Raw genomic sequence first — 26,195 nt, forward strand, 5'->3', positions numbered from 1 at the left:
AATCTGCTTGAAATGGTGGGGCGACGGGCCTAGCTGGCCTCCATGACCAGCACACCGCGCACCCTCTACGAAAAGATATGGGATGCCCATGTCGTCGATCGCCGCGACGACGGCACCTGCCTCATCTATATCGACCGGCACCTCGTCCACGAAGTGACCAGCCCGCAGGCCTTCGAGGCCCTGCGCGTAGCCGGCCGCCCGGTGCGCCGCCCTGACCTGACGCTGGCCGTGCCCGACCACAACCTGCCAACGACGCCGCGCAAGGATGCCGCGGGCAACCGCATCCCGATCGCCGACCTCGAAAGCGCCAACCAGCTCCAGACGCTGGCCAAGAACGCGCCCGAATTCGGCATCCGCTACATCAGCGAAGTCGATGCCGAGCAGGGCATCGTCCACGTCGTCGGCCCCGAACAGGGTTTCTCGCTGCCCGGCGCGACGATCGTCTGCGGCGACAGCCACACCTCGTGCCACGGCGGTCTGGGCGCGCTGGCTTTCGGCATCGGCACGACCGAGGTCGAGCATGTCCTCGCCACCCAGACGCTGATCCTGTCGCAGTCGAAGACCTTCGAGGTCCGCGTCGACGGCAAGCTCGCCCCCGGCGTCACGCCCAAGGATGTCGTGCTCCACGTCATCGGCGTGATCGGCACGGCGGGCGGCACTGGCCATGTCATCGAGTTCTGCGGCTCGACCTTCGAGGACATGAGCGTCGAGGGCCGGCTGACCGTCTGCAACATGTCGATCGAAGGCGGCGCCCGCGCCGGCCTGGTCGCGCCCGACGAGAAGACCTTCACTTACGTCAAGGGCCGCCCCTATGCGCCCAAGGGCGCCGACTGGGACAAGGCCGTCGCCTGGTGGACCAGCCTCAAGACCGATCCCGGCGCCAGGTTCGACAAGTCGGTGCACATAAACGCTGGCGACATCCAGCCGACCGTGACCTGGGGCACCAGCCCCGAGGACGTCGTGCCGATCGGCGGCGTGGTCCCCGCGCCCGAAAGCTTCGCCGACCCGTCAAAGCAGCAGGCGGCACAGGTCAGCCTCGACTACATGGGGCTCGAGCCCGGCACGAAGATGACCGACATCGAGGTGCAGAACGTCTTCATCGGCAGCTGCACCAACAGCCGCATTGAGGACCTGCGCGCCGCCGCCGAAGTGCTGCGCGGGCGCAAGAAGGCCGACAACGTCAAGTGGGCGATCATCGTACCCGGCTCGGGCCTGGTGAAGGCCCAAGCCGAGGCCGAGGGACTCGACAAGGTGTTCACCGACGCCGGCCTCGAGTGGCGCGAGCCCGGCTGCTCGGCCTGCCTGGCAATGAACCCCGACAAGGTCCCCGCCGGCGAGCGCTGCGCCTCGACCAGCAACCGCAACTTCACCGGCCGCCAGGGCCCCGGTGCCCGCACGCACCTCGTCTCGCCGGCGATGGCCGCGGCAGCAGCGGTTACCGGCAGGCTGACGGATGTGCGGGAACTGGTGGGATAGGCATATCCCATTGACATATCCCATGTCGGGAAGCATATTTCCGACATGAACGCGCCTTCGAAAATTTCGCGCACGGCCGCGCTGTTCAAATCCAACCGCAATCAAGCGGTGCGGATTCCCAAGGACATGGAATTTCCCGAAGACGTGAAGAAGGTCTTGATCCGCAAGGTGGGCAAGACTCTCGTTCTTGCTCCCGCCGATGCCTTTTGGGACGACTTTTTCGCGCGGCCGGGCATCGCTATCCAGGAGCCGAGCGAACTGCCTTACGAGACGCGCGAATCCTTTTGATGCTGATGTCGTTGCTCGACACCAATCTGTGCATCCGCGCTCTGCGCGATCGCCCACCCGAAATTCGTGAGCGTCTGAAGGCGGAATACGATACGGTCTGCATCTCTGCTGTTGTGCGCTATGAACTCTATGTCGGTATCGCACTGGCCCAAGGCACTGCTCGTGAACGGCGTGAGATCGACGAATTCCTCAGTCCGTTCGCATGCCTGCCGTTCGATGACGAGGCTGCCTTTCATGCGGCAGACATCCGGGTGGATCTGACGCGCAAAGGCCAGCTGATCGGGCCCAACGACCTTCTCATCGCCGGACATGCGAGAAGCCTCGGCCTCAAGGTGATCACGGGCAACCTTCGCGAGTTCCAGCGCGTCGAGGGTCTGCGATCCGAGGACTGGCTCTGACGCGCAAGTCCGCCTTCGCGCCCTTCGCTTTCCCGGACACGCGCGTGCTCATCCTCGGTAGCCTGCCGGGCGAGGCTTCGCTCAAGGCGGCGCGCTATTATGCCCATCCGCAGAACCAGTTCTGGCGGCTGGTCGGTGGTATGATCGGGCGTGAGGAACTGGCCTCGCTCGACTATGAAGACCGCCTGTCCGCGCTGATCACTGCCGGCATCGGCGTCTGGGACGTTCTTGCTTCGGCCGTACGTCCCGGCAGTCTCGATGCCGCGATCCGCGAGGCCGAACACGCACCACTCACCGAACTGATCGCCACCCTGCCCCAATTGCGCGCCGTGGCCTTCAACGGCGCGACGGCCGCCCGGATCGGACGCAAGTTGCTGGCCGATGCGCCGGTCGAACTCGTCGATCTTCCCTCGAGCAGTCCGGCCTATGCAGCCATGCCCCTGGCCGAAAAGCGCCGCCGCTGGCTCGAATTGCGGGAATTCCTGTCCTAGTATCCTTATGCGACGCTTGCTTCCGCGGCCGCAGATGCACATAGGAAACCGATGACCGACAAGACCGACAAGATGAGTTGGACGGGCAAGGCCGCGCTTGCGGGCGCCGCCGTGGGCTCGGCCGCGCTCGCTGCCGCCCTGCTCTATGCCTCGCGCCGCAAGGAACGCGCGCAGAAGTCCCTGCCCAAGCCGCCCTCAACGCCATTGGCAGAGGCGCCGGAGACCGACTGATGCAGCCGATCAACCACGTCCACGGCCGCGCGATTCCGTTCGGCCGCAAGAATGTCGATACAGACGTGATCATTCCGGCCCACTGGCTGAAAACGATCACGCGCGAGGGCCTGGGCCGCGGCGCTTTCGAGGCCGTGCGCAAGGAACCGGGCAACGTCTTCGAGGACGCCGAATATGCCGGCGCGCCGATCCTCATCGCGGGTGACAACTTCGGCTGCGGATCGAGCCGTGAGCACGCCGCCTGGGCGCTACTCGACATGGGCGTGACCTGCGTGGTCGCGCCTAGCTTTTCGGACATCTTCTCGGGTAACGCATTCAAGAACGGCATCCTCGCGGTTGTCCTGCCGCAAGAGGCGATCGACCGGCTGATGGAAGTCGCCAAGACCGATCCGATCGACGTCGATCTCGATACGCAGACCGTCACGACACCGTTCCAGGATCGCTTTACCTTCGACGTCGATCCCTTCCGCAAGCACTGCCTGCTGAATGGGCTGGACGAGGTCGGCCTGACGCTGGCCCAGGCCGATGCCATTGCCGCGCACGAAAAGCGGGCGGATGCCGAATTGCCTTTCCTGTCGCACGCCGCGGCTGCTTAAGGGCTTACACAGGGGACGCCGGCGACACGATCGCCCGGCGAACAGGAGCGACAACCGAGATGACCACTTTCGATGACCGCGAGCGCGGCGAAGAAGCCAAGTTCGCCCGCGACGAGGACATGCAGTTCCGCATTCAGGCGCGCCGCAACCGGCTGCTCGGCCAGTGGGCAGCCGAACGCATGGGCCTCTCGGCCGCTGAGACCGACGCCTATGCCAAGAGCGTCGTCCAGGCCGATTTCGAGGAAGCCGGCGACGAGGACGTGATCCGCAAACTGCTCGGCGATCTGGTCTCGGCCGGGATCGACGCCAACGAGGGCGAAGTCCGCACCGCGCTCGCCGAAAAGGCCATCGAAGCGCGCCGTGCGCTAATGGGCGAGGCCTGATCCCGTGGCGATGGCCGCTGCCGATATCGAGGCGCTGATCCGCGCCGCCCTGCCCGACGCCGAGGTCGAGATCACCGATCTCGCCGGCGACGGCGACCACTATTCGGCGCGGGTCGTCTCCGAGGCCTTCCGCGGCAAGACTCAGGTCGCCCGGCACAAGATGGTCTACGAGGCGCTCGGCGGCCGCATGGGCGGCGAGCTTCACGCCTTGCAACTCAAGACAGAGGTTCCCAACTAGGGGCAGTATTTTCAGGGACCGGATTTTTCGGGTCCCGTTTCCAGGGTCCATTCGCTTTATGTCCGACGCTCACAGCCGCATCGCCGAAATCGTCCAGTCCAACCCGGTCGTGCTTTTCATGAAAGGCACGCCGCTGTTTCCGCAGTGCGGCTTTTCCAGCCGCGCCGTGGCGATCCTCGATCACCTGAACGTCACCTACGAAAGCGTCGACGTGCTGCAGGACATGGAAATCCGCCAGGGCATCAAGGAATATTCGGAATGGCCGACCATTCCCCAGCTCTATGTCAAGGGCGAGTTCGTCGGCGGCAGCGACATCATGATGGAGATGTTCGAGGCCGGCGAACTGCAGGGCATCCTCACCGCCAGCTGAGCGGGGCACCTCGCTCCTCACAACGCTGAAGCGTGAAACGCGGTGCTCAGGCGCCGCGTTTTTCGTTGTGGCTGGTTGGGAAACCCAGTCCGGAGGGGGAGGAGGCGGGACCGGGAGACTAGACCGGCCCCGCCTCCGTTTCGAGACTACATTTGGGGTGTCAGCTATCTAGCATGACGCGTGCCAACTTTGCGAAATGTCAGATTTCCGCGGATTCCGGTGCTTGCACGGCTGCTAACCAAGCAGATTGTGTAAGTATTTCCGACAGGCCCGGCCGCTTCTCGACGCCGCTTTTCCCTTGCCAGGTCGGCCGGCTGGCGGAACACTGGATCGATGAGTGAAATGCCCAGCGAAGCCCCCAACGTCATTCCTGCCGCCACAGTGGTCATCTTCCGGCACTGCCCTGAAGGTGGCCCTCCGCAGCTTCTGATGGTCCAGCGCGCCAAGGAGATGCGGTTCGCTGGCGGTGCCGCGGTTTTTCCGGGCGGCAAGATCGATGAGGCCGACCGCGTGCTGGCCGCTCGGCTTTCACCGGATGCCGATCCTGATGTGGCCGCCGCACGCATTGCCGGCATCCGCGAGACTCTGGAAGAAACCGGCCTGGCCATCGCCATCGAGCAGCCCGTCTCGGTGGCCGATGCGATCGCCGCCCGCGCCTTGCTGCTCGAGGAAGGCGAGCTGGCGCCGGTGCTCGAACGCTTTGGCTGGACGCTCGACCTCGATAAGCTGGTGCCATTTGCCCGCTGGTGCCCGATGCGCGAAGGTGCTTTCGACGCGCGCTTCTTCCTGGTCGACCTCGGCACCGGCGCGGTCGAAGTGACCGTCGACGCCACCGAGAACACGCGGCTGTTCTGGGCCAGCGCGGCCGAGGCGCTGCGTCTCGCCGATGCCGGCGAAATCCAAGTCATATTCCCGACACGCCGCAATCTCGACCGGCTGGCGCTCTTCGCCACATTCGCCGAAGCCCGTGCCCAGGCGGAAGCCATACCGGTGCGGATGATCACGCCAAGCCAAGGCGAACGCGACGGCGAGCTCTGCCTGACGATCCCCGAGGACCACGGCTACCCGGTCACGTTTCAGTCGATGTCCACGGTCAGGCGGGGGCTCTAGCCCCCCCTCGCGGCACGCGCGCCGAACAGCGCCAGCGGGATGCCGATGGCGCAGTAGACCGCCATCACCAGGATCGTCACCGTGTAGTTGCCGTTGAGCCGATAGACCGTCCCCGTGCCGATGATGCACAGCACGGTCAGGGGCAGCGTCACCGTCGCGGAGAGGCCATAGGCGCGGCTGAAGCTCGCCGGGCCCAGCGCCTCGGCATAGGCCTTGCTCGCCGCCGGGATACCCGCTGAGCCGTGCATGCCCATGACGCCGATGACCACCAGCAGCAGCGGGAACGGCAGGCCGAGCAGGAACAGCAGCCACAGCACCGTCCCGTCGAAGACCACCAAAGCGACGGTGCGCGCGCCGCCGAGCCGGTCGGCGATCATGCCGAACAGGATTGAGCCGGCCATGCCGCAGAACGCCATCGTCGAAGCCATGAATGCGCCGTCCTTGGCCGAATAGCCCCAGGACTCGGCCATGGCTACGAGATGCACGCCGAGCAGCGTCACGCTGGTGTTCATGGCGCTGACAGCCAGGGCCAGGGCCCAGAAATAGGGGTTCTTCAGGATCTGCGGTACCGAGAGTCCGCCAGCCGGCCCGCCGGTACCGTCGGCGATCTGGACGGCCTCCTTCGCGGTTTGGCCGGGCGGATGGTCGATCACCAGCAGCGAAGCCGGCAGGAGCACCAGGCCCGACAACGCGGCAAGGCCCAGGAACAGCGTCTGGAGGCCGTGGTGCTCGATCACCCAGTTGCCGAAGACCGGCATGATCGTGACGATCACGGGCAAGTGGACGATGCCGATGGCCAGGCCGCGGTTACGATTGAACCAGCGCGTCACGAGCGTCGGCGGAAGCACCATCCCCGCCAACGACATCGCCGGGCCGAGCAGCAGGGCGTAAGCAACAATATAGGCCGCGAAGCTGGTGGAAAAAGCCAGCAGCAGCCAGGCCAGCGCCGAGGCAAGCGCGCTGACTGCCATCAGACTGCGCAACGAGAACCGCGATGCCAGCACGCCGGCACCCGAAGCCAGCACGGCCGAACCCAGGATCACCAGCGGCACGCCCATCGAGGCGAGCTCGGGCGCTACTCCCATGCGCTCCTGCATCGGCCGTAGCAGAATGCCCGGCGTGCCGAAGACAGAACCGATGATGACATTCTGAGACAGCCAGGCGACTACTCCCATCCTGATCGCAAGCGGATGGTTGGGCGCACCTGGCACCGCTTCGGAAGCTGTTGCGATCACTGCCATTCTCTCCCCGCCCCGACGCACTTCTGCGCTTTTCAGAGGTGAAGGTGACAGCAAGGGTTCTGCTTGGCTAGCGCCTTGTTCCGATGAAAGGGGCGCACCGCGTTATCATAGCGATGACACACCAACCGCCGTGCCGGAGGCATGGAGCTGGCTCAGCTGATCGACGACAGGCTCGTAAAGCGGCGTGTCGAACTCGATCCCGGCATGCTGCCCTTCGATCCAGCGGACCACTCCGCCGAGACCTTCGAGGCCCTGCGGCCGGATCACGATCCGCAGGCCGATCCGCACTGCCAGCGTGTTCGTGGCGAGGCGGCAGCCATGTGGCGAGATGTCGGAAATATAGCCGTTGTCGCGCATCCCGCTCTCGGTGCGGCATGTCGCTGCCAGGCTGACGGACCTTCTCTGGGCACGGCGCGGAATCAACGACTGCGACATCTGATCGTCATAATCTCCACATGGTAAATGCCGATTAAACATGTCGCCCAGTGGAAGACCGATCCCGCGGACAGACATGTAACTGTCATGAAGCGTTTCTACCCCCTCTAGGGAAGGGACGACTCGCGCCATGACCACTATCACCGCCAACGACGCCCAGACCGGCGGCCAGGCCGGCCGCCCCGAACTCGATCGCGGCCTGGGCCGCGCCGGATGGATCGGCTTTGGTGCCGCCATTCTCGCCGCGCTGATCTACGTAATGTCCAGCGTCTATGGCGATGCCAGCGCCGCCGGGGTGGACACTACGGTGATCCTGCCGTTCATCCTGCTGTTCCTCGCTCTGGTGATCGCGCTCGGCTTCGAATTCGTGAACGGCTTCCACGACACGGCCAATGCCGTGGCGACCGTGATCTATACTAACAGCATGCCGGCGCACGTAGCGGTCGTCTGGTCGGGTTTCTTCAATTTCCTCGGCGTGCTACTTTCCACCGGCGCCGTGGCCTTCGGCATCATCTCGCTGCTGCCCGTCGAACTGATCCTGCAGGTTGGGTCGGGCGCTGGCTTCGCCATGGTCTTCGCACTGCTGATCGCGGCGATCCTGTGGAACCTTGCGACCTGGGCGCTCGCAATCCCGGCATCGAGTTCGCACACGCTGATCGGCTCGATCATCGGTGTCGGCGTCGCCAACGCCATGATGCACGGGCGCAGCGGCACCGCCGGCGTCGATTGGAGCAAGGCGACCGAGATCGGCCAGTCTCTGCTGATCTCGCCGCTGGTCGGCTTCTTCCTCGCCGCGCTGCTGCTGATCGTGATGAAAGTGGTGATCCGCAACAAGGCGCTCTACGAGGCGCCGAAGGATGGCCTGCCACCGCCGTGGTGGATCCGCCTGCTGTTGATCTCCACCTGCACGGGCGTGAGCTTCGCGCACGGTTCGAACGATGGTCAGAAGGGCATGGGCCTGATCATGCTGATTCTGATCGGCGTGGTGCCCACCGCCTATGCGCTGAACCGCGCGGTCCCGGCCCAGTACGTCGCCGAGTTCCACGTCAATGCCATGGCCGCCGAAGGTGCGCTCAAGTCCCCTGCTTCGACTACCCCCGCCATCGACGCCGCCGCGGCCCGCGCGGCCGTGACCCGCTACATCGCCGAGAAGCGGTACCTGCCCGAAACCAAGCCCGCACTCGCCGCGCTGATCACCGACATCGACGCGCAGGTCCAGGGCTATGGCTCGCTGGCCAAGGTTCCCTCGGCCGCGGTCAACAACATGCGCAACGACATGTATCTCGCTTCCGAGGCGATAAAACGGCTCGGCAAGGACCATAGCGCCGCCGCGGTCGGCGAGCCGCAGGCCAAGGCGCTCGATACCTTCAAGAAGGACCTCGACGAGGCGACGCGCTTCATCCCGCTCTGGGTCAAGATCGCCGTGGCTTTCGCGCTCGGCCTCGGCACGATGGTCGGTTGGAAGCGGATCGTCGTGACGGTGGGCGAGAAGATCGGCAAGACGCACCTGACCTATGCGCAGGGCGGCGCGGCCGAGTTGGTGGCCATGGGCACGATCTTCGCCGCAGACACCATGGGCCTGCCGGTTTCGACCACCCACGTGCTCTCGTCGGGCGTCGCCGGCACCATGGCGGCGAACAATTCGGGCCTGCAGATGAGCACGATACGCAACCTGCTGATGGCCTGGGTGCTGACCCTGCCGATCTCGATCCTGCTGTCGGGAACGCTCTACGTGCTCTTCACCCTGGTGATGTAGGGCAGTTTGGGCGAAGACCGGCCACCCCCAGATCATTCGGCCCCAGATCATTCGGCCCCGGACCATTTGGCCCCTGATCGTCTGGGCCCGAACAATCTGGGGCCTGGCCTGATCTGGGGCATGGCGTTCCAGGACAGCGGCGCCCGCGAACTCGACAGCTGCGATGACGGCGAAGCGGACGGCTTCCGCTGGCTGCACCTGAGCCTGGCCGATCACCGCACGCGCCGCTGGATCGAGAATACCACCGAACTGCCGCCCGAAGTGCGCGAACTGCTGCTCTCCTCGGACCAGCACCAGCGCTCGGTGGCCCAGGCCGAATGCGTCGGCTGCGTCATCCACGATTTCGAGCGCGATTTCGAGCGCACCCAGACCGACCGCATCGGTGCCGTCCGCATCGCGCTCACACCGCGCATGGTGATCACCACCCGGCTCCATCCGGTGCGCTCTGCCGACATCGTCCGCCGCCGGATCGAGGCCGGCGCACGGCCCGAGAACCCCGGCGCCGCGCTCGACCTGATGATCGGCGCAATCTGCCTGAACATCGGCGACATCGCCCGCGTGCTCGAGCGCGAGGTCCAGGCCGCCGAGGACGCCTTCCTCGACGGCCACCACACGCCGACCAGCCGCGAACTGATCACGATCCGCCGCCGGCTCGCCCAGATCCACCGGCTGCTCGACGGCATGCGCAGCGTCTTCCAGCGGCTCGAGCGAGACAGCGACGTCCCGCCCGAACTGCACCCGGTAATGGAGAACCTGTCGCAGCGGCTGCTCGGGATCGACGGTGACATCCTCGGCATCCAGGGTCAGCTACGCGTGCTGCGCGAGGAACTGGACATGCAGCAAGAGCAGCGGACCAACCAGAACCTCTACCTGCTCTCGATCATGACCGCGCTGATGCTGCCGGTGACGCTGGTGACCGGCATCTTCGGCATGAACACCGGCGACCTGCCGCTCGAAGGCCACGGCGGCACTTTCGGCGCGATCGCGATTATGCTCGCCTGCGCGGGCGGGACCTACTGGCTGCTGCGGGTGATGGGGTTCATCCGGCGGTAAAACGCCGCGATGGTGACACATGTGTCACCCTGACAAGGGCCGTATTCGCATAGATTTCTTTTACAATCAACGTTCTGTCAGGATGGCCTGTAGGTGACACTTTTCCTACCCGACCGTAGTCCGACAATTTCAAAGAGCGAAGGCAAGACAGGTCGACGCGCAGGATGGCAACGAGCCGCTCAGTAGGAAAGTGGTTAGTCATTCGATGCGAATTGCCGCCTTTCCGAGACCAGGCTTCATGCTGCACCGTCCCGAATATGTCTCTTGTAAGATTCGATATTTCGATAATAATGGAATTATCGAATCAAAGGGAATCGAGCATGAAGCGCCTGCACCTGCACGTTAGCGTCCCGTCGATCGACGAGGCCGTCGCGTTCTACAGCACGCTGTTCGATGCACCACCGTCGGTCGTGAAGGACGACTATGCGAAATGGATGCTGGACGATCCGTGCGTGAACCTGGCGATCTCATCGCGTGCCCGCGACACCGGCATCGATCATGTCGGCGTTCAAGTGGATAGTGCCGACGAACTGGCCGAACTGGCGACCCGGCTGAAGACCGCTGGCGCCACCACCTTCGACCAGGCAGCGACGACCTGCTGCTATGCGAAGTCTGACAAATCGTGGGTGACGGACACGGCGGGCGTGCGCTGGGAGACCTTCTTCACGCACGGCGAAAGCACCGCATACGGCGAGGACGAAGTGCTGCCGGATCCAGCGGCCAGCGCGTGCGGCGCGCCCGCCGCGGCCCCAAAGACCGCGTGCTGCTGATGCTGCTGCCGGAAGCGGTCGAAGCCCTCTCGGCGCTTGCCCACGGGCACCGGCTGGCGGTCTTTCGCCTGCTAGTGCGTGCGGGCGCTGACGGCGTCCCTGCGGGCGAGATCGCCCGAGAGGTGGGCGTCCTGCCCAATACGCTTTCCACCCATCTCACGATCCTCGGCCATGCCGGGCTGGTCCGCTCACGCCGCGAAGGCCGCTCGGTCATCTATTCGGCCGACTACGACGGCATGGGCGAATTGCTCGGCTTTCTGGTCGCCGACTGCTGCGACGGCCGCCCCGAAATCTGCGCCCCGCTCGCGGCGGTCGCCCTAGGCTGCTGTCCCTCCAAATGATCCGGCGTGCAACAGCTGAACTGGTCGGCACCGCCCTGTTGCTCGCAATCGTCGTCGGCTCCGGCATCATGGGCGAACGCCTGGCCGGCGGGAACGATGCGATTGCCCTGCTCGGCAACACGATCGCGACCGGCGCGGGGCTGGTCGTTCTGATCCATGTGTTCGGGCCGGTGTCCGGCGCGCATTTCAACCCGGCGGTGACGCTGGCCTTCGCCCTGCGCGGCGAAGCCGATCGCCGATCCGTTGCCGCCTATGTCGCCGCCCAACTCGTCGGTGCCGTGCTCGGCGTGTGGATGGCACATGCGATGTTCGCCGAGCCGATCCTGCAGGTATCGACCAAGCTCCGCGACGGCCCCGCGCAAGGCTTCTCCGAAGCGGTCGCCACCTTCGGCCTGATCGGCACGATCTTCGGCACGCAGCGATCGCGCCCCGAATTCACCCCGACGGCAGTCGGCCTCTACATCACCGCCGCCTACTGGTTCACCGCTTCGACCTCGTTCGCCAACCCCGCCGTAACGATCGCGCGAAGCCTGTCCGATACCTTCGCCGGGATCGCCCCCGCATCGGCCCCGCTGTTCATCGCCGGGCAGATCGTGGGCGGGGTGGTGGGCGTCGGCTTCTTCACATGGCTGTTCAGAGAGGATTGCCCGCAATGACCGACCTCTTTCCCATCACGATCTACCACAACCCGGACTGCGGCACCTCGCGCAACGCGCTGGCGATGATCGAAGCCGCCGGATACGCCCCTACCGTAGTCGAATATCGCAAGGTCGGCTGGACGCGCCCGCTGCTGGGTGAACTGCTGACAGCCATGGGTGCCCGCCCCCGCGACATCATGCGCGAGAAAGGCACGCCGGCTGCCGGGCTCGGCCTGATCGACCCCGGCGTGTCGGACGAGACGATCATCGAGGCGATGCTGGCGCAGCCGATCCTGGTGAACCGCCCGATCGTCGTCACGCCGAAGGGCACGAAGCTCTGCCGTCCGTCCGAAGTCGTGCTGGAACTGCTGGAGCGCAAGCCCGAGAGCTTCGTCAAGGAAGACGGCGAAGTCGTACGCCTCTGACGACCGCTAGAACCGCTCCGGCACGTAGAGCTCCGGCGGCACCGGATGGCGGATGTAATCGTCGTGGCGGACACGCTCGGGCAGAGTGACCGGCGCCTTGGGCACGTCGTCGAAATCGAACTGATCGAGCAAGTGGCTGATGCAGTTCAGCCGCGCGCGCTTCTTGTCGTCGGCGTGGACCACCCACCAGGGCGCTTCGGGGATGTGGGTGCGCTCGAGCATGGCTTCCTTGGCACGCGTGTAGTCTTCCCACTTGGCGCGCGATTCGACGTCCATCGGTGACAGCTTCCACTGCTTGAGCGGATCGTGGATGCGCAGCGCGAAACGGAACTGCTGCTCCTCGTCGCTGATCGAGAACCAGTACTTGATCAGGATGATGCCCGAGCGCACCAGCATCCGCTCGAACTCGGGGGCCGAGCGGAAGAACTCCTCGACGTCGTCCTCGCTGCAGAAGCCCATGACGCGCTCGACGCCGGCGCGGTTGTACCAGGAGCGGTCGAACAGCACCATTTCGCCCGCGGCGGGCAAGTGCGCGGCATAGCGCTGGAAATACCACTGCGTCCGCTCGCGCTCGTTGGGCGCGGGCAGCGCGGCGACGCGGCAGACGCGCGGGTTGAGCCGCTGGGTGATACGCTTGATCGCCCCGCCCTTGCCCGCCGAATCGCGGCCTTCGAAGAGCACGACAACGCGCAGCCCCTTGTGGACGATCCAGTCCTGCAGCCGGACCAGTTCGTGCTGCAGGCGAAACAGCTCGCGGAAATAGACCTTGCGGTCGAGGTATTCGGGCCGCTCGCCCTCATCAATCCCCAGCACGTCCTCGAGCCGGGCCTCTTCGAGCTCCAGCTCCAGTTCCTCGTCGAAATCGTCGCTGATTTCCTGCTTGATGCGCTCGAGGTCTGCCGGGCTGGTGGGCGGGGTCATGGGCACACTCCTTCACTGCCCTTGAGACCTGCCCCAGTTTGGTGACACTAATGCGACGATCGCTCAATGTCGTCGCAGCAGGTGTTCGAGCGACCGTGTGGCGGCCTTCTTTTCGCCTTCCTCGCAGTTGGCCTCGTGCTCGATGCCCGCGCGGATTTCCTCGATCTCCTTGTCGGTCAGATGCTCGATGGCGATGAACTGCTCGCGCGCCGTCTCGACGGCGCGCAGCAGTTCGTCGAGCTTGGCCTGCATCGCGCCCGCATCGCGATTCTGGCTGTTCTGGATGAGGAAAACCATCAGGAAGGTTACGATGGTCGTGCCGGTGTTCACCACCAGCTGCCAGGTGTCCGAATAGGCGAAGATCGGCCCGCTTAGGCCCCAGACGACGATGACGCCGAGCGCCAGTACGAAAGCCAGTGGCTGACCCGCCGCCGCGGAAATCATCGTGGCGAGCCGTGTGAAGATACGGTCCATGAAAGCACGCTCCAGATACCGAATTGGCACGATGAGCAACCTTCGGCGCGGCCAGTGGTTTCAGCCCCGATCGAAAACAAGGAGTAACCCTATGGGAAAGGCTGCACTTCTCTGGCTGGTCGGGGTTCCGATCCCCGTCATCATCGTCCTCTGGCTGCTGTTCCACTGACATCGAACTGCCGTCCGTCCCTGGTATATCGGGGGCGGACGGCACCACTGTTGATGCCACAGTCGACGGGGCGCCACCCACCTGCTAGGCGCGCCCGATGCTCAATCTCTCCGGAATCACGGTGCGCCTCGGCGGACGCACGATCATTGACGATGCCACGGCCAAGCTGCCGCCGCGCGGCCGCATTGGCCTGATCGGCCGCAACGGCGCCGGCAAATCCACGCTCGTGCGCGTCATCGCCGGCATGCTCGAACCCGACTCGGGCGTAGTGTCGATGCCGCGCGGTGCCCGGCTCGGCTATATCGCGCAGGAAGCGCCGGGCGGCGACGCCAGCCCGTTCGAGACCGTGCTCGCAGCCGATACCGAACGCGCCGCGCTGATGCACGAGAGCGAGACCTGCGCCGACCCGCACCACCTCGGCGAGATCCACGAGCGGCTGATCGCGATCGATGCCCATTCGGCGCCGTCGCGCGCCGCGCGCATCCTCGTCGGGCTGGGCTTCGACGAAGAAGCGCAGCACCGCCCACTGGAGAGTTTCTCGGGCGGCTGGCGGATGCGCGTCGCGCTCGCCGCGCTGCTGTTTTCGCAACCCGACCTGCTGCTGCTCGACGAACCCTCGAACCACCTCGATCTCGAAGCCGTGCTGTGGCTGGAAGACTTCCTCAAAAGCTACCCGGCGACGATCCTACTGGTCAGCCACGAGCGCGACTTCCTCAACAACGTGGTCAACCACATCCTGCACCTGTCGGGCGGCAAGCTGACGCTCTATCCGGGCGGCTACGACGCTTTCGAGCGCCAGCGCGCCGAACGCCAGGCGCAGCTCGCCTCGGCCAAGGCCAAGCAGCAGGCGCAGCGCGAGCACCTGCAGGAATATATCGCCAAGAACTCGGCCCGCGCCTCGACCGCCAAGCAGGCGCAATCACGCCAGAAGGCGCTGGCCAAACTCCAGCCGATCGCCGAGATCATCGACGATCCCTCGCTGAGCTTCGAGTTCCCCAACCCGGACGAGCTGCGCCCGCCGCTGATCACGCTCGACATGGCGAGCGTCGGCTACAGCGAAACGCCGGTGCTGAGCCGGCTGAATCTGCGGCTCGATCCTGACGACCGCATCGCGCTGCTCGGCCGCAACGGCAACGGCAAGACCACCCTGGCGCGGCTGCTGGCGGCGCAGCTCAAGCCGATGGATGGGGCGATGAACGCCAGCGGCAAGATGCGCGTCGGCTATTTCACCCAGTACCAGGTCGAAGAGCTCGACCGCAGCGAGACGCCGCTGCAGCACATGACAGTGCTGATGAAGGGCGCGACGCCCGGCGCCGTGCGCGGTCAGCTCGGCCGGTTCGGGTTCTCTGGGCCCAAGGCGACCACCGAGGTCGGCAAGCTGTCGGGCGGCGAGCGCGCGCGGCTGGCGCTGGCGCTGATCACGCGCGACGCGCCGCACATGCTGATCCTCGACGAGCCGACCAACCACCTCGACGTCGACGCGCGCGAGGCGCTGATCCAGGCGCTCAACGACTATACCGGCGCCGTGGTCATCGTCAGCCACGACCGCCACATGCTCGAAATGACCGCCGATCGGCTGGTCCTGGTCGACAGCGGCGTGGCCAAGGAATTCGACGGCTCGATCGACGACTACATCGCCTTCGTGCTGGCCAAGGAGCCCGCGTCGTCGGCCGGTGGCGGCGGGCGCGAGAAGGGCGTCAACAAGAAGGACCAGCGCAAGGCCGCGGCCGAGGCGCGCGAGAAGAGCCAGGAACTGCGCAAGCGCGCCAAGGCGCTCGAGGGCGAGCTCGAAAAGCTCGCCGCGCAGCGTAGCGCGGTCGACCAGGCTATGTTCGATCCCGCTTCCGCTAGCGGGGAACTGGCCAAGCTCACCATGACCGAGCTCATGAAGCGCCGCGCGCAGATCGAAGACGATGTAGCGGCAGCCGAAGTGAAATGGATGGAAGCCAACGAGGCCATCGAAGCGTTTGTTGCTTAGGAGATTAAGCGATGAGCGTAGCGTTTCGCCGCGAGGGCGATGAGGAACACCTCGAACCCAAGTTCGAGATCCCGATCCCGTCGGGGCCGAATCTGGTCACCCCGCGCGGGCTGGCCTTGATCGGTGAGCGTGTTGCCGAGATCGAAGCCCAGCTTGCCGGCGAGACCGACGAGGACCGGATCAAGGCGGTGAAGCGCGACCTGCGCTATTGGCAGACACGCCAGATCACCGCCGAAGTGGTGCCGGCACCGACCGGCGAGACGGTAGAAATCGGCACGACCGTCAGCTTCCGGCTGAACGGTAAGCCGCGCGAACTATCCATCGTCGGCGACGACGAGGCGGACCCCGCCCGCGGATCGATCAGCTTCTCCGCCCCGCTCGCCCGCGCGCTGCTCGGCGCGGAGCCGGGCGAACTGCTGCCTTTCGGCGACAAGGAAGAGGCGATCGAGGTTTTGTCGGTAGAGGCATTGAGCTAACCCACTACCCGTCGCCCCTGCGCAGGCAGGGGCCCAGATAAGCTCTCGTCATGACACCGAAGGCGCGATGACGCACCGTCATCTAGGCCCCTGCCTTCGCAGGGGTGACGGCATTGGAGGGCTCACTCTTCTTCCGCGCGCTCCATCATTTCCATGAAGTCGCGCGCGGCGTCGCGGTCGGCCTCGTCCTTGAAGGCAACGTCGAGATCGGGCGCTGCCCCGAACATGTGCAGCAAGGTCCACAGCGCGAAACGCCGCGCGCGGTCCTGCTCCATGCCGAAATCGACGCGCATCTTCTCCACCCCGGCGACCAGCGCCGCAGGCGGGACAGCGGCAAGATCGGTCGTCGCGAAGTAGCGGCGAAGCTGGTCGTCGAAATCCATCCGCGGAATCCTTGGCTTTCCACTCTAGCGAATTTCCCTTAGCGGCGGACCCAAGTTGCGCAAGGAGTCCGCATGCCCGCATTGATGCTGCAAGGCACCGGCTCCGACGTCGGCAAGTCGGTGCTCGTCGCCGGCCTGTGCCGCGCCTTCGCCAACCGCGGGCTCTCGGTGCTCCCGTTCAAGCCGCAGAACATGTCGAACAACGCCGCGGTCACGGTCGACGGCGGCGAGATCGGCCGGGCCCAGGCATTGCAGGCGCTGGCCTGCCGGGTCGAGCCGCATACCGACATGAACCCGGTGCTGCTGAAACCGCAGGCCGACCGCACCTCACAGCTCATCGTCCACGGCAAGGTCCGCGGCACGCTCGGCTCGGGCAATTTCCGCGCGGCGCGCGGCGCGCTGCTGACGGAGGTGATGGAGAGCTATCGCCGGCTGGAAACGCAGTGCGACCTCGTCGTCGTCGAAGGCGCCGGCTCGCCCGCCGAGATCAACCTGCGCGCGGGTGACATCGCCAACATGGGCTTCGCTCGCGCCGCCGAGGTTCCTGTGGTGCTGGTCGGCGACATCGACCGCGGTGGCGTCATCGCGGCAGTGGTCGGCACGCGCACGGTGATCGACCCGGCCGACGCGGCGATGATCCGCGGCTTCATTATCAACAAGTTCCGGGGCGACCCGGCGCTGTTCGAGGACGGCTACCGCCAGATCGAGGAACTGTCCGGCTGGCGCGGCTTCGGCCTGGTCCCCTGGCTGACCGCCGCCGCACGGCTTCCCAGCGAGGATGCGGTCGTACTCGAACGCCGCTCCGCGCGCGGTGACGGCCGCACTGTCATCGCCTGCCCGATCCTGCCGCGCATCTCGAACTTCGACGATCTCGACCCGCTGAAGCTCGAATCCGCCGTGGAGCTCGTCATGGTCCCGCCCGGCCAGCCGATCCCGGCCGAGGCCGCGCTGATCGTGCTGCCCGGCTCCAAGGCGACGATCGCCGATCTCGCGGCGATGCGCCAACAGGGCTGGGACATCGACATCCTCGCCCACCACCGCCGCGGCGGCATGGTGTTGGGGCTCTGCGGCGGCTTCCAGATGCTCGGCAAGCGCGTGTCCGACCCGCACGGCATCGAAGGGGAGGTGCGCGAGATACCGGGCCTCGGCCTGCTCGACATCGAAACCACGCTCTCGGCCGACAAGGTGCTTCGCCAAGTGACCGGCAGGGCGCTAGGCGAGAACTTCGAAGGCTACGAGATGCACCTCGGCGAAACCGCCGGTCCGGACTGCGCCCGGCCTTTCGCGCTACTGGGTGGCGAGCGCCCTGACGGTGCCATGAGCGCGGACGGCCGGGTCCTCGGCAGCTACGTCCACGGCCAGCTCGCCAGCTCCGGCCTGCGCCGCGCGCTTCTCGAACGAATCGGTGCGCGTTCGGAGGAAGCCAACCATGCGGCAACAGTCGACGCGGCGCTCGACGATATCGCCCGCGAGCTCGAACGGCACCTCGACATCGACGCGCTCGCAGGGCTTGCCGGCCTGACCTAGTTTCACGCCCGGTCGCAAAAAAGAAGCCCCCGCCGAAGCGGAGGCCAGGTTGTCGGCTCTCGGGTCGCATTCGATATGAGCCGACACCCGGACTAGGGCCCCGCGCGTCGCGGCGTATGTGGGTTTTATCACACGGTTAACTATATTTTCCCGCCAGCTTCCGACCCTCTGTGCGCAACGGAACACAGCGCGCGCTCCGGCGTTTGCGCGATGGGGGTAAACGTTGCGGCGAAACCGTTTCCGGCTGACCGCTCCGTGCTCGAAGGAGATGGACTGTGAAACCTTCCGTTTTATTGCTTCTCGTGGCGACTTCGATTCCTCTGGCCGCCTGTGCCTCCACCCAGGAAACCGCAATGGCGAGCCCGCCGCCCGCGGCTCCCGAATACCAGACTGCGGCTGCCCCGGCGCCGCGCGATTGTCGCTCGGTCGGCGGCTCGGCGCTGACCGGCGCGGCCGTGGGCGGTGCCGGCGGTGCAGCGCTCGGCGCAGTGGCCAGCGGCGTCAGCGTCCTTGGCGGTGCGCTGGTCGGTGCGGCTGTCGGCGGTCTGGCCGGCGCGATCTGGGCCGATGCCAACAATGACGGATGCGTCGACGGCTACATGCGCGAAGGCCGCTACTACGAAGGCGCGCCGACAGTGCAGCCGGTTCCAGCCGATTATCGCAGCGGCGAACGCGGCTGAGCACGATGGACCGCAGGGGGGACGAACGGCATGGGTACACGCGCCCTGCTGTTCGCTCTGTGCGGAGCGGCACTCATTCCGGTGAGTGCCGCTCCGCTTGGCGCCAAGCCCGTGGCGGCGGCGCCGACGCGGAATCCCGGCGGCGCAGTGCAGGCGGAAATCGCCAAGCGTGCAGGCTCGGACCTGCGCGCCTTCTATGCGGCGCGTGGCTATCGGCCGCTGTGGCTCGACGCCCGCGGTCCTTCGCCCGCCGCAAGCCTGCTGATCGGCCAGTTGCAGTCGGCCGATCGCGACCGGCTGAAACCGGGAAAGCTCAAAGCCGGCAACATCGCGCGCGCTCTGGACCGTGCTGCCAGCGGCACGCCGGAAGATGTCGCCAAGGCCGAACTGGCGCTGTCGAAGGGCTACGCCGACTACGTCAAGGCGCTCCGTTCGGGCCGCCGCGCGCCGATGATCTACGAGACGCAGGCGCTGAGCCCGGTTGTCCCGACGACCACTTCGGCGCTCCAGGCCGCTGCCCGGGCGCCCTCTCTGGAAACCTATGTCAGCACAATGGGCTGGATGCACCCGCTATATGCTCCGCTGCGCGCAGCTCTGGGCGATCCGCGCTATGCCGACGACCAACGCCGCCAGATCGCGCTCAATCTCGACCGGATCCGCGCCATTCCGGCGAATCCGGCACGCCGCTACGTGCTGATCGACGCCGCCAGCGCGCGGCTGTGGATGTACCAGGACGGCCGCCCCACGGACACGATGCGCGTCGTCGTCGGCAAGCCCGAGGAGGCGACGCAGACGCCGATGATGGCGGGCTTCATCCGTTATGCCATCGTCAATCCCTACTGGAACGTACCGGGCGACCTCGTGCGCAGCCGCATCGCCTACAACGTGCTGGCCAAGGGCCAGGGCTACCTTGCGAACGGCGGTTATCAGGTGCTCTCGGACTGGAGCGACAAGCCCGAGGTCGTCGATCCCGGGACTATCGACTGGCACGCGGTCGATGCCGGCACCTTGCAGCCGCGCGTGCGCCAGCTTCCGGGCGGCCCCAATTTCATGGGCACGGTCAAATTCATGTTCCCCAACCCGCAGGGCATCTACCTCCACGACACGCCCGACAAGGACCTGCTGCTCAAGGACGCGCGACAGTTCAGTTCGGGCTGCGTGCGGCTGGAGGATGCCCAGCGCCTCGGCCGCTGGCTGCTCGGCAAGCCGCTGCCCCGCCGCCAGCGTTCGCCCGAGCAGCGCATCGAACTGCCCGAAGTCGTGCCGGTCTACATCACCTACCTGACCGCTATGCCCGACCAGGGCCGCATCGCGTTCCACGGCGATGTCTATGCGCGCGACGCGGTCGGTGACGCTAGGCTGGCGCGCAACGACCGCAGCAGGGCGGACCGGCCATGACCCCGCGCTGGCCCAGCGTGCTCTGGGTGGTTCGCCACGGCCAGAGCGCCGGCAATCTGGCGCGCGACAAGGCGACCGCCGAAGGCCTCGCCCGCATCGCGCTGACCAGCCGCGATGTGGACGTCCCCCTGTCCGATCTCGGCCGCGAGCAGGCGCAGGCGCTCGGCCGCTGGTTCGCTTCTTCGCACGAGGACGGCCGCCCCGAGATCATGCTTTCCAGCCCCTACCTGCGCGCGCTGGAGACAGCCCGCCTGTTCCGCGACGCCGGCGGCTGCCATCCCGAGGAGAAGATCTGCCTCGACGAGCGGCTGCGCGAAAAGGAGTTCGGCATTCTCGATGGCCTGACCGTGGCCGGGATCCACGAATTGCAGCCCGAGCAGGCGCAGTTCCGCAAGCTGCTCGGCAAGTTCTATCACCGGCCGCCCGGCGGAGAGTCCTGGGCCGACGTGATCTTCCGCCTGCGCGCGTTGATGGACACGGTATCGCTCCACTACGGCGGGCGGCGCGTGATGATCGTCGCGCACCAGGTGGTGGTGCTCTGCCTGCGCTACGTCATCGAGAACCTGACCGAGGCCGAGATCCTGGCGATCGACAAGCAGGGCGACGTCGCCAACTGCGCGATCACCGAATACCGCTTCGACCCCGCCCACGGCCGCGACGGCGGGCTCGTGCTGGCACGCTACAACGTCACAGCGCCGATGGAGGAGGGCCACACCCCGATCACCGCCGCGCCCGACGAGATGGTGGCGGCGCGTGGCTGAAACTATCCACGGCGAGACGATCATGCCGCTCGACAGTAACTGGCTGCGCGAGCACCCACTGCCCGAGCCCGGCGTCCATGCCGATAAGAATGCGCGCGGGCGGGTCTTCATCGTCGGCGGCTGCGCGCGGGTCCCCGGCGGGCTGCTGCTGACCGCCGAAGCCGCATTGCGCGCGGGCGCCGGCAAGGTGCAGGTCGCGACCGCAGCCTCGATCGCGCTCGCCCTCGGCATCGCCATGCCCGAGATCGCGGTCTTCCCCTGCGAGGAAGACGCGGACGGCGAGATCGCCGCCCTCCCCGCCGGCATCGAAACCCAGATCGCGCGCTGCGACGCGGTCGTGGCGGGACCGGCGATGAGCCAGGGCGCCGGGGCATGCGGCGCGGTCGACCGCCTGCTCGCCGACGACGGCCAGGGCGGCCTGATCCTCGACGCAGGTGCGCTGATGAACCTTTCGTTCCGCGCGACCGAAGTCGCCCACCGGCCGATCCCCGCGGTACTGACACCGCACATCGGCGAGATGGCGGCGCTGCTCCAGTGCGATCCCGCCGATATCGAGGCCGACCGACCCGCCGCGGTGCGGCAGGCGGCCGAGCGCTATGGCGCGGTGGTCACGCTCAAGGGCTCGACCAGCCTCGTCGCCGACCGCGACGGCGCGCTGTTCGCCTATGCCGGTGGCGGCGTCGGCCTCGCGACGGGCGGCTCGGGCGACGTGCTGGCCGGCATTGTCGCCGGCCTCGTCGCCCGCGGCGCCCCGCCGCTCGACGCCGCGCTCTGGGCGGTCTGGCTGCACGGCGAGGCAGGCCGCCGCTGCGCGGTCGAGATCGGCCCGCTGGGTTTCCTGGCACGCGAGTTGCTCGGCCACGTGCCGGGCCTGATGAAGACGATCTAGGCCCCGATCGGGATCACCACGTCAGCCAACCGCTCCACCTCCGCGCGGTCATGGCTGACGTAGAGTATCGGCAGGCGCAGCTCGTCGCGGATGCGTTCGATCACCTGCATGATTTCCTCGCGCCGCGCCGCGTCGAGCGAGGACAGCGGCTCGTCCATCAGCAGGAAGCCCGGGCCGCGCAGCAGCGCCCGGCCGATGGCGACGCGCTGCGCCTCGCCGCCCGACAAGGTGCGCGGCATGCGCGCCAGCAGGTGGCCGATGCCGAGGAAATCGACCGCTTCCTCGAGCTTCATCCAGCGCCGGTCCTCGGGCGCAAGCCGCCAGCCGTAGAGCAGGTTGTCGCGCACGGACTTGTGCGGGAACAGGCGACCGTCCTGGAAGACGTAGCCGCAGGCGCGCTGTTCGGGCCGCAAGTCGATACGGCTTTCGCTGTCGAACAGGACGGTATCGCCCACCGCGATGCGGCCCCGCGCGGGCTTGAGCAGGCCGGCAACGCTATCGAGAATCGAGGTCTTGCCAGCGCCGGACGGACCAAAGAGTGCCACCAGCTTTTCGGGCGCGCTGAAACTGGCGACAATCCGCGCCGCGCCGCGTTCGATAGCGATGTCGATCTCAAACGACATGAAAGCCGCGCCCCTGCCCGCTGCGCCTCGCGAGCATTTCCGACGCCACCAGCGCTCCGAGTGACAGCAGCACGGAAATTCCCGCGAGCCGCGTCACCGCCGCCTCGCCGCCGGGCATCTGCAGCGCCGCATAGATCGCCAGCGGCAGGGTCTGGGTCTCACCGGGGATGTTTGAGACGAAAGTGATCGTCGCGCCGAACTCGCCGATCGAGCGTGCGAAGCCGAGCACCAAGCCCGCGAGCACGCCGGGCAGGGTCAGCGGCAGGGTCACGGTGAAGAAGGTCCGCCAGGGTCCCGCCCCCAGCGTCCGCGCGGCGCCTTCGAGCCGGCGGTCGACCGCCTCGATCGACAGCCGCATCGCGCGGACCATCAGCGGCAGCGCCATGACCGCGGCGGCGAGCGCCGCGCCGGTCCAGCGGAACATGAAAGTCAGCCCCAGCGTCTCGGCGAAGAAGCGCCCCGCCGGGCCGTTGTTGCCGAAGGCCAGCAACAGCATCCAGCCGGTCACCACCGGCGGCAGAACCAGCGGCAGATGCACCAGCGCGTCGAGCAGGACCTTGCCCGGGAAGCGCCCGCGCGCAAGCAGCCAGGCGAGCCCGAACGCGACCGGCAGCGCGACCGCAATCGCCACTGCACTGACCCGCAGCGACAGCGCGACGATTCCCCATTCCTCGGGCGAGAGCAGCGTCCCGTTCCTCCCTAGCGCGTGCCGAAGCCGAAGCTGCGGAACACCGCCTTGCCCTCGGACGAGATCAGGTAACGGCGGAAGGCATCGGCATCGGGGCTGGTCGCCTTGGCCAGCGTCGCCACCGGATAGGTGATCGGCGCGTGGCTGCTGTCCGGGAATACCCCGACGACCCGCACGCCGCGATCGGCCCGGGCATCGGTGGCATAGACGATGCCGAACGGCGCCTCGCCGCGGCTGACCAGCGCCAGCGCGGCGCGAACGTTCTCGGCCCGCGCGACCTTGCCCGCGACCGAAGGCCAGACTCCGAGCCCGGTCAACGCCTCCTTGCCGTACTTGCCCGCGGGCACGCTATCGGGATCGGCCATGGCGAGCCGACCGTCGCCGAGCGAACGCGCGAGCGGGAAACCACGTACGATAGTGAGCCGCGTCTGGCTCGCCGCGGGGGCGACCAGCACCAGCCGGTTGGTCAGGAAGGAAACCCGCGTGGCGGGGCGCAGCAAGTTCTTCTTCGCGACATAGTCCATCCATTCCTCGTCGGCGGAGATGAACATGTCTGCCGGGGCGCCGGATCGATCTGGCGTGCCAGGGCGGAGGAGCCGGCGAAGGAGATGGTCGGGCGCGGATGGCCATGGCGTGCCCAGGCGTCCGCAGCAGCGTTGAGCGATTCCTGCAGGCTCGCCGCCGCGAGCACGAGCGGTGCGCGCGGCTGCGCTCCCGCCGGGGCGACCGCGGCGACAGTCAGGGCGATCAGGGACAGCAGGCTGGCGAGCAGGCGGCGCATCGGGCTCTCCGGGACGGTTATATCCCCGCGTATATAGATTTGCGGGCGCGGGAAAAGCGCAAACGGGGACGGTGACTCGCTGCGTCCAGCCGTTATGATCCGGGGATCCGGGGGATGGCGATGATCGAAGCGTTCGACGGAAGCGCGGAGCCGCTGGCAGGACTATGGCCGGCCGCAGCCGCGCTCGTGCTGCTGACGGCTTGTCTGGCTTGGCGGCTTAGCGGACGCAGGCTGCTGTGGATCATCCCGCTCGGGATTGCGGTGATCGGCATATTCGGCGGCCTGGTGCCGAGCTGGGACCAGATCCGCATCCGCAAGATGCTCGCAAGCGGCGAAGGCCTGCAGACGACGCGCGGTACGATCGACCAGACCTGGCATCTCGAGAACCGCACCCGCGACACCACCTCGTCGATGAAGAACAGCTACAAGACCGTGGTCAGCGAAGGCTTCGACATGGGCGCGGATCGGTTCTCCTGGGTCGTTGGCAACTGCCTCTCGCCCGCCTCGCTTTGCGAACTCGCACGTAGCAAGGCGAAACTCGAACGCGGCATCGAGGTGGAAGTCACCTGGTTCGCCGATCCCGCTCAGCAGGACGAACGGCGCATCGTCCGCTTGCGCGTCCGATCCTAGAGCAAGCGCTTGTGGCCAGTCGGCCACTAACATAGGTTGCCCGCGAATCCGGCTCGGAAAGCCGGCCAAGCAGGAGAGATCGGGATGGGACTGCGCGAAGCGCACGAGGCCATGAAGGGCAAGATCGCAGTCGTGGTGGGCGGCGCCGCCGGCTATCTGGGCCGGGGCACCACGGTGGGCCTCGCCAACGAAGGCGTGCGCATCATCTGCTGCGACAACGACCGCGAGGGGCTGGCCACGATCGTCCCCGAGGTCGAAGCCATGGGCGGCAAGATCAGCGCGCACTATGCCGACGTGATGGACGAGGCATCGCTCGACGCGTTCTGGGATGCGGTGGAAGCGGAGACCGACCACATCGACATCCTGGTCAACGTCGCCGGCGGTGTCGCCCGGTCGATGTTCGACCAGACGACGCGCGAGACGCACCAGAAGGACATCCGGCTCAACTACGGCTATCATATCGACAGCTGCCAGCGTGCCCTGCCGCTGCTGCGCAAGAGCGGGAACGGCGGCTCGATCGTCAATTTCACGACGATCGAGGCGCACCGTGGCGCTGCGACTTTCGCGGTCTATGCCGGGGCCAAGGCGGCACTCAAGAATTTCAGCCGCACGCTCGCGGTCGAGATCGCACAGGACAAGATCCGGGTGAACTGCCTCGCCAGCGATACGACGCTCGCACGCGCCTCGAACGCCGCGCTCTCGCCCACCGACGTCGCGCGGCTGATCGAACTGGGGCCCGATGCGCTCGACAAGTCGAGCGCGTTCTACGTGCCGATGAAGCGCGCGCCCACTCCCGAAGAAGTGGTCGATGGCGTGATCTTCCTCGCCAGCGATCTCTCGCGCACGGTCACCGGCACGACCTTGCACGTCGACGGCGGCACTTATGCGGCGATGGGCTGGATCGACTGGCCCGAAGGCGACGGCTTCATGCCCGCGCCGCTCGCCGGTTCGCTGAAGAAGCTGCTCGCCTGAACTAGGAGGCGGTCGCCGAGGCCGCGGGCTGCATCAGTTCGGGACTGATCGGCACCGGCTCCTGCGCCATCATCGCCGCGCAGGCCTCGGCGATGATCGCCTTCACCTCGCCCAGGTCGCGCGCGTGGATTGCCGGGCCGAGCGCGCCGTTGAGCGGGATGTGGAAGGCCATCATTCCCGCATCGGCCGGCATGACCAGGAACGTCTCGGTGCCGCTTTCGACGAAGCCCGCAACCATGCCGGCGAAACGATCGGACAAGGCGGCCGCTTCGCCGCCGACGAGGATCAGGTTCGCCCCGGCCAGACCCTGGTCCGAGAATTCGAGGGTGATGAGAACGCCGCTGCGGTCCGGTCGCCAGCTGTCGTCCATATTGTCGAGGCTGCGCCAGCCGCAATCGTACTGGCGGCAGATCGAAAAGCGGGTTTCGTAGATGCCGCAGCCCTGGCCCGGCACGCAGTGCTCGCACAGGATGCCGGGGAGTTTGGTGAACTCCGGCTGCACGATGGCGAGGTCCTTGCAACAGACGGTGCAGGTGCCGCAATCGCGGCCCGGAACGGTGTAGTGAGACGACGATTCTGCGGACATGGGACGGGATTCCTACGCC

At 66.7% G+C, this 26,195-nt stretch carries 33 protein-coding genes and 1 pseudogene; 25 read left to right on the plus strand and 9 right to left on the minus strand.

What is annotated here, in order from left to right:
* Positions 1-42 precede the first annotated feature (42 nt).
* The 10 genes from leuC (at position 43) to KRR38_RS15685 (ending at position 5,581) form a co-directional block, all read left to right on the plus strand.
* On the plus strand, positions 43-1,476 hold the full coding sequence (gene leuC / locus KRR38_RS15640; RefSeq protein ID WP_217403189.1) for a 3-isopropylmalate dehydratase large subunit: 1,434 nt from the start codon (positions 43-45) through the stop codon (positions 1,474-1,476).
* A 45-nt stretch (positions 1,477-1,521) separates the two neighbouring features.
* On the plus strand, positions 1,522-1,764 hold the full coding sequence (gene vapB / locus KRR38_RS15645) for a type II toxin-antitoxin system VapB family antitoxin (RefSeq protein ID WP_217403204.1): 243 nt from the start codon (positions 1,522-1,524) through the stop codon (positions 1,762-1,764).
* Positions 1,764-2,162, plus strand: a complete 399-nt coding sequence (locus KRR38_RS15650; RefSeq protein WP_254514829.1) for a type II toxin-antitoxin system VapC family toxin — start codon at positions 1,764-1,766, stop codon at positions 2,160-2,162. The genes vapB and KRR38_RS15650 overlap by 1 nt, the downstream gene beginning before the upstream one ends.
* Positions 2,159-2,653: a DNA-deoxyinosine glycosylase gene (locus KRR38_RS15655; protein WP_309141194.1), complete on the plus strand. Its 495-nt coding sequence runs from the start codon at positions 2,159-2,161 to the stop codon at positions 2,651-2,653. The genes KRR38_RS15650 and KRR38_RS15655 overlap by 4 nt, the downstream gene beginning before the upstream one ends.
* Positions 2,654-2,704: 51 nt before the next feature.
* Positions 2,705-2,884 carry a hypothetical protein gene (locus tag KRR38_RS15660; protein WP_217403206.1) on the plus strand — a complete coding sequence of 60 codons (180 nt, stop codon included), beginning with the start codon at positions 2,705-2,707 and terminating at the stop codon, positions 2,882-2,884.
* Positions 2,884-3,480: a 3-isopropylmalate dehydratase small subunit gene (gene leuD / locus KRR38_RS15665; protein ID WP_217403208.1), complete on the plus strand. Its 597-nt coding sequence runs from the start codon at positions 2,884-2,886 to the stop codon at positions 3,478-3,480. The genes KRR38_RS15660 and leuD overlap by 1 nt, the downstream gene beginning before the upstream one ends.
* Positions 3,481-3,539: 59 nt before the next feature.
* The gene (locus KRR38_RS15670) at positions 3,540-3,863 is read left to right on the plus strand and encodes a DUF1476 domain-containing protein (RefSeq protein ID WP_217403210.1); all 324 of its coding nucleotides are present in this window, start codon (positions 3,540-3,542) and stop codon (positions 3,861-3,863) included.
* A 4-nt stretch (positions 3,864-3,867) separates the two neighbouring features.
* Positions 3,868-4,101: a BolA family protein gene (locus KRR38_RS15675; protein ID WP_217403212.1), complete on the plus strand. Its 234-nt coding sequence runs from the start codon at positions 3,868-3,870 to the stop codon at positions 4,099-4,101.
* A gap of 58 nt (positions 4,102-4,159) precedes the next feature.
* Complete coding sequence (gene grxD, locus KRR38_RS15680; RefSeq protein ID WP_217403214.1) at positions 4,160-4,471, plus strand: Grx4 family monothiol glutaredoxin; 312 nt, start codon at positions 4,160-4,162, stop codon at positions 4,469-4,471.
* Positions 4,472-4,804: 333 nt separating this feature from the next.
* The gene (locus tag KRR38_RS15685; protein ID WP_217403216.1) at positions 4,805-5,581 is read left to right on the plus strand and encodes an NUDIX hydrolase; all 777 of its coding nucleotides are present in this window, start codon (positions 4,805-4,807) and stop codon (positions 5,579-5,581) included.
* On the opposite strand, the gene KRR38_RS15690 is transcribed toward KRR38_RS15685, so the two are convergent.
* Both KRR38_RS15690 and KRR38_RS15695 read right to left on the minus strand, forming a co-directional pair.
* Positions 5,578-6,822, minus strand: a complete 1,245-nt coding sequence (locus KRR38_RS15690; RefSeq protein ID WP_217403218.1) for an MFS transporter — start codon at positions 6,820-6,822, stop codon at positions 5,578-5,580. The genes KRR38_RS15685 and KRR38_RS15690 overlap by 4 nt on opposite strands.
* 105 nt (positions 6,823-6,927) lie before the next feature.
* Entirely contained in the window at positions 6,928-7,257 is a 330-nt protein-coding gene (locus tag KRR38_RS15695; RefSeq protein ID WP_217403220.1) for a PilZ domain-containing protein, read from the minus strand.
* 130 nt (positions 7,258-7,387) lie between these two features.
* On the opposite strand from KRR38_RS15695, the gene KRR38_RS15700 reads away from it, so the two are divergent.
* The 6 genes from KRR38_RS15700 to arsC all read left to right on the plus strand — a co-directional run bounded on the left by KRR38_RS15700 (position 7,388) and on the right by arsC (position 12,240).
* Positions 7,388-9,013 carry an inorganic phosphate transporter gene (locus KRR38_RS15700; RefSeq protein ID WP_217403222.1) on the plus strand — a complete coding sequence of 542 codons (1,626 nt, stop codon included), beginning with the start codon at positions 7,388-7,390 and terminating at the stop codon, positions 9,011-9,013.
* 66 nt (positions 9,014-9,079) lie between these two features.
* The gene (locus KRR38_RS15705; protein ID WP_254514830.1) at positions 9,080-10,066 is read left to right on the plus strand and encodes a transporter; all 987 of its coding nucleotides are present in this window, start codon (positions 9,080-9,082) and stop codon (positions 10,064-10,066) included.
* 320 nt (positions 10,067-10,386) lie between these two features.
* Positions 10,387-10,836, plus strand: a complete 450-nt coding sequence (locus KRR38_RS15710) for an ArsI/CadI family heavy metal resistance metalloenzyme (RefSeq protein ID WP_217403224.1) — start codon at positions 10,387-10,389, stop codon at positions 10,834-10,836.
* The gene (locus tag KRR38_RS15715) at positions 10,836-11,177 is read left to right on the plus strand and encodes a helix-turn-helix transcriptional regulator (RefSeq protein WP_217403230.1); all 342 of its coding nucleotides are present in this window, start codon (positions 10,836-10,838) and stop codon (positions 11,175-11,177) included. Before KRR38_RS15710 ends, KRR38_RS15715 begins: the two co-directional genes overlap by 1 nt.
* Complete coding sequence (locus KRR38_RS15720) at positions 11,174-11,833, plus strand: MIP/aquaporin family protein (RefSeq protein ID WP_217403232.1); 660 nt, start codon at positions 11,174-11,176, stop codon at positions 11,831-11,833. The genes KRR38_RS15715 and KRR38_RS15720 overlap by 4 nt, the downstream gene beginning before the upstream one ends.
* A complete protein-coding gene (arsC, locus tag KRR38_RS15725) occupies positions 11,830-12,240 on the plus strand; it encodes an arsenate reductase (glutaredoxin) (RefSeq protein ID WP_217403234.1) in 411 nt (136 codons plus the stop codon). The genes KRR38_RS15720 and arsC overlap by 4 nt, the downstream gene beginning before the upstream one ends.
* Positions 12,241-12,246: 6 nt before the next feature.
* Here arsC and ppk2 read toward each other — a convergent pair whose 3' ends face one another.
* Both ppk2 and KRR38_RS15735 read right to left on the minus strand, forming a co-directional pair.
* Entirely contained in the window at positions 12,247-13,161 is a 915-nt protein-coding gene (gene ppk2, locus KRR38_RS15730) for a polyphosphate kinase 2 (protein WP_217403236.1), read from the minus strand.
* 63 nt (positions 13,162-13,224) lie between these two features.
* Positions 13,225-13,635, minus strand: coding sequence for a low affinity iron permease family protein (locus KRR38_RS15735; RefSeq protein WP_217403238.1), 411 nt, complete (start codon positions 13,633-13,635; stop codon positions 13,225-13,227).
* A 266-nt stretch (positions 13,636-13,901) separates the two neighbouring features.
* Here KRR38_RS15735 and KRR38_RS15740 point away from each other — a divergent pair, with 266 nt between their 5' ends.
* On the plus strand, positions 13,902-15,782 hold the full coding sequence (locus KRR38_RS15740) for an ABC-F family ATP-binding cassette domain-containing protein (RefSeq protein WP_217403240.1): 1,881 nt from the start codon (positions 13,902-13,904) through the stop codon (positions 15,780-15,782).
* Between the two features lie 11 nt (positions 15,783-15,793).
* Positions 15,794-16,258 carry a GreA/GreB family elongation factor gene (locus KRR38_RS15745; RefSeq protein WP_217403242.1) on the plus strand — a complete coding sequence of 155 codons (465 nt, stop codon included), beginning with the start codon at positions 15,794-15,796 and terminating at the stop codon, positions 16,256-16,258.
* A 122-nt stretch (positions 16,259-16,380) separates the two neighbouring features.
* Here the strand turns inward: KRR38_RS15745 and KRR38_RS15750 are convergent, their stop codons facing one another.
* Positions 16,381-16,641 (minus strand): hypothetical protein, encoded by a 261-nt coding sequence (locus KRR38_RS15750; RefSeq protein ID WP_217403244.1) that lies wholly within the window; start codon positions 16,639-16,641, stop codon positions 16,381-16,383.
* A gap of 72 nt (positions 16,642-16,713) precedes the next feature.
* Between KRR38_RS15750 and KRR38_RS15755 the strand changes: the two genes are divergently transcribed.
* The 5 genes from KRR38_RS15755 (at position 16,714) to KRR38_RS15775 (ending at position 21,896) form a co-directional block, all read left to right on the plus strand.
* Complete coding sequence (locus tag KRR38_RS15755; protein ID WP_217403249.1) at positions 16,714-18,168, plus strand: cobyric acid synthase; 1,455 nt, start codon at positions 16,714-16,716, stop codon at positions 18,166-18,168.
* Positions 18,169-18,521: 353 nt separating this feature from the next.
* Positions 18,522-18,848, plus strand: a complete 327-nt coding sequence (locus KRR38_RS15760) for a hypothetical protein (RefSeq protein ID WP_217403251.1) — start codon at positions 18,522-18,524, stop codon at positions 18,846-18,848.
* A gap of 30 nt (positions 18,849-18,878) precedes the next feature.
* Positions 18,879-20,246 carry a L,D-transpeptidase family protein gene (locus KRR38_RS15765; RefSeq protein WP_217403253.1) on the plus strand — a complete coding sequence of 456 codons (1,368 nt, stop codon included), beginning with the start codon at positions 18,879-18,881 and terminating at the stop codon, positions 20,244-20,246.
* Entirely contained in the window at positions 20,243-21,007 is a 765-nt protein-coding gene (locus tag KRR38_RS15770; protein ID WP_217403255.1) for a histidine phosphatase family protein, read from the plus strand. The genes KRR38_RS15765 and KRR38_RS15770 overlap by 4 nt, the downstream gene beginning before the upstream one ends.
* The gene (locus tag KRR38_RS15775) at positions 21,000-21,896 is read left to right on the plus strand and encodes an NAD(P)H-hydrate dehydratase (RefSeq protein WP_309141062.1); all 897 of its coding nucleotides are present in this window, start codon (positions 21,000-21,002) and stop codon (positions 21,894-21,896) included. The genes KRR38_RS15770 and KRR38_RS15775 overlap by 8 nt, the downstream gene beginning before the upstream one ends.
* On the opposite strand, the gene KRR38_RS15780 is transcribed toward KRR38_RS15775, so the two are convergent.
* From KRR38_RS15780 to modA, 3 genes and pseudogenes are all read right to left on the minus strand, one after another.
* Entirely contained in the window at positions 21,893-22,519 is a 627-nt protein-coding gene (locus KRR38_RS15780) for a molybdenum ABC transporter ATP-binding protein (RefSeq protein ID WP_217403261.1), read from the minus strand. The genes KRR38_RS15775 and KRR38_RS15780 overlap by 4 nt on opposite strands.
* Entirely contained in the window at positions 22,509-23,204 is a 696-nt protein-coding gene (gene modB / locus KRR38_RS15785; protein ID WP_217407293.1) for a molybdate ABC transporter permease subunit, read from the minus strand. Before modB ends, KRR38_RS15780 begins: the two co-directional genes overlap by 11 nt.
* A gap of 14 nt (positions 23,205-23,218) precedes the next feature.
* A pseudogene (gene modA / locus KRR38_RS15790) lies at positions 23,219-23,988 on the minus strand (molybdate ABC transporter substrate-binding protein).
* Between the two features lie 114 nt (positions 23,989-24,102).
* Here modA and KRR38_RS15795 point away from each other — a divergent pair.
* Together KRR38_RS15795 and KRR38_RS15800 are read left to right on the plus strand one after the other, a co-directional pair.
* Complete coding sequence (locus tag KRR38_RS15795; RefSeq protein WP_217403264.1) at positions 24,103-24,618, plus strand: hypothetical protein; 516 nt, start codon at positions 24,103-24,105, stop codon at positions 24,616-24,618.
* An 84-nt stretch (positions 24,619-24,702) separates the two neighbouring features.
* A complete protein-coding gene (locus KRR38_RS15800; RefSeq protein WP_217403266.1) occupies positions 24,703-25,590 on the plus strand; it encodes an SDR family NAD(P)-dependent oxidoreductase in 888 nt (295 codons plus the stop codon).
* Between the two features lies 1 nt (position 25,591).
* On the opposite strand, the gene KRR38_RS15805 is transcribed toward KRR38_RS15800, so the two are convergent.
* Entirely contained in the window at positions 25,592-26,176 is a 585-nt protein-coding gene (locus KRR38_RS15805; RefSeq protein WP_217403273.1) for a hypothetical protein, read from the minus strand.
* Between the last annotated feature and the right edge of the window lie 19 nt (positions 26,177-26,195).

The organism is Novosphingobium sp. G106 (assembly GCF_019075875.1).
Lineage (GTDB): Bacteria > Pseudomonadota > Alphaproteobacteria > Sphingomonadales > Sphingomonadaceae > Novosphingobium.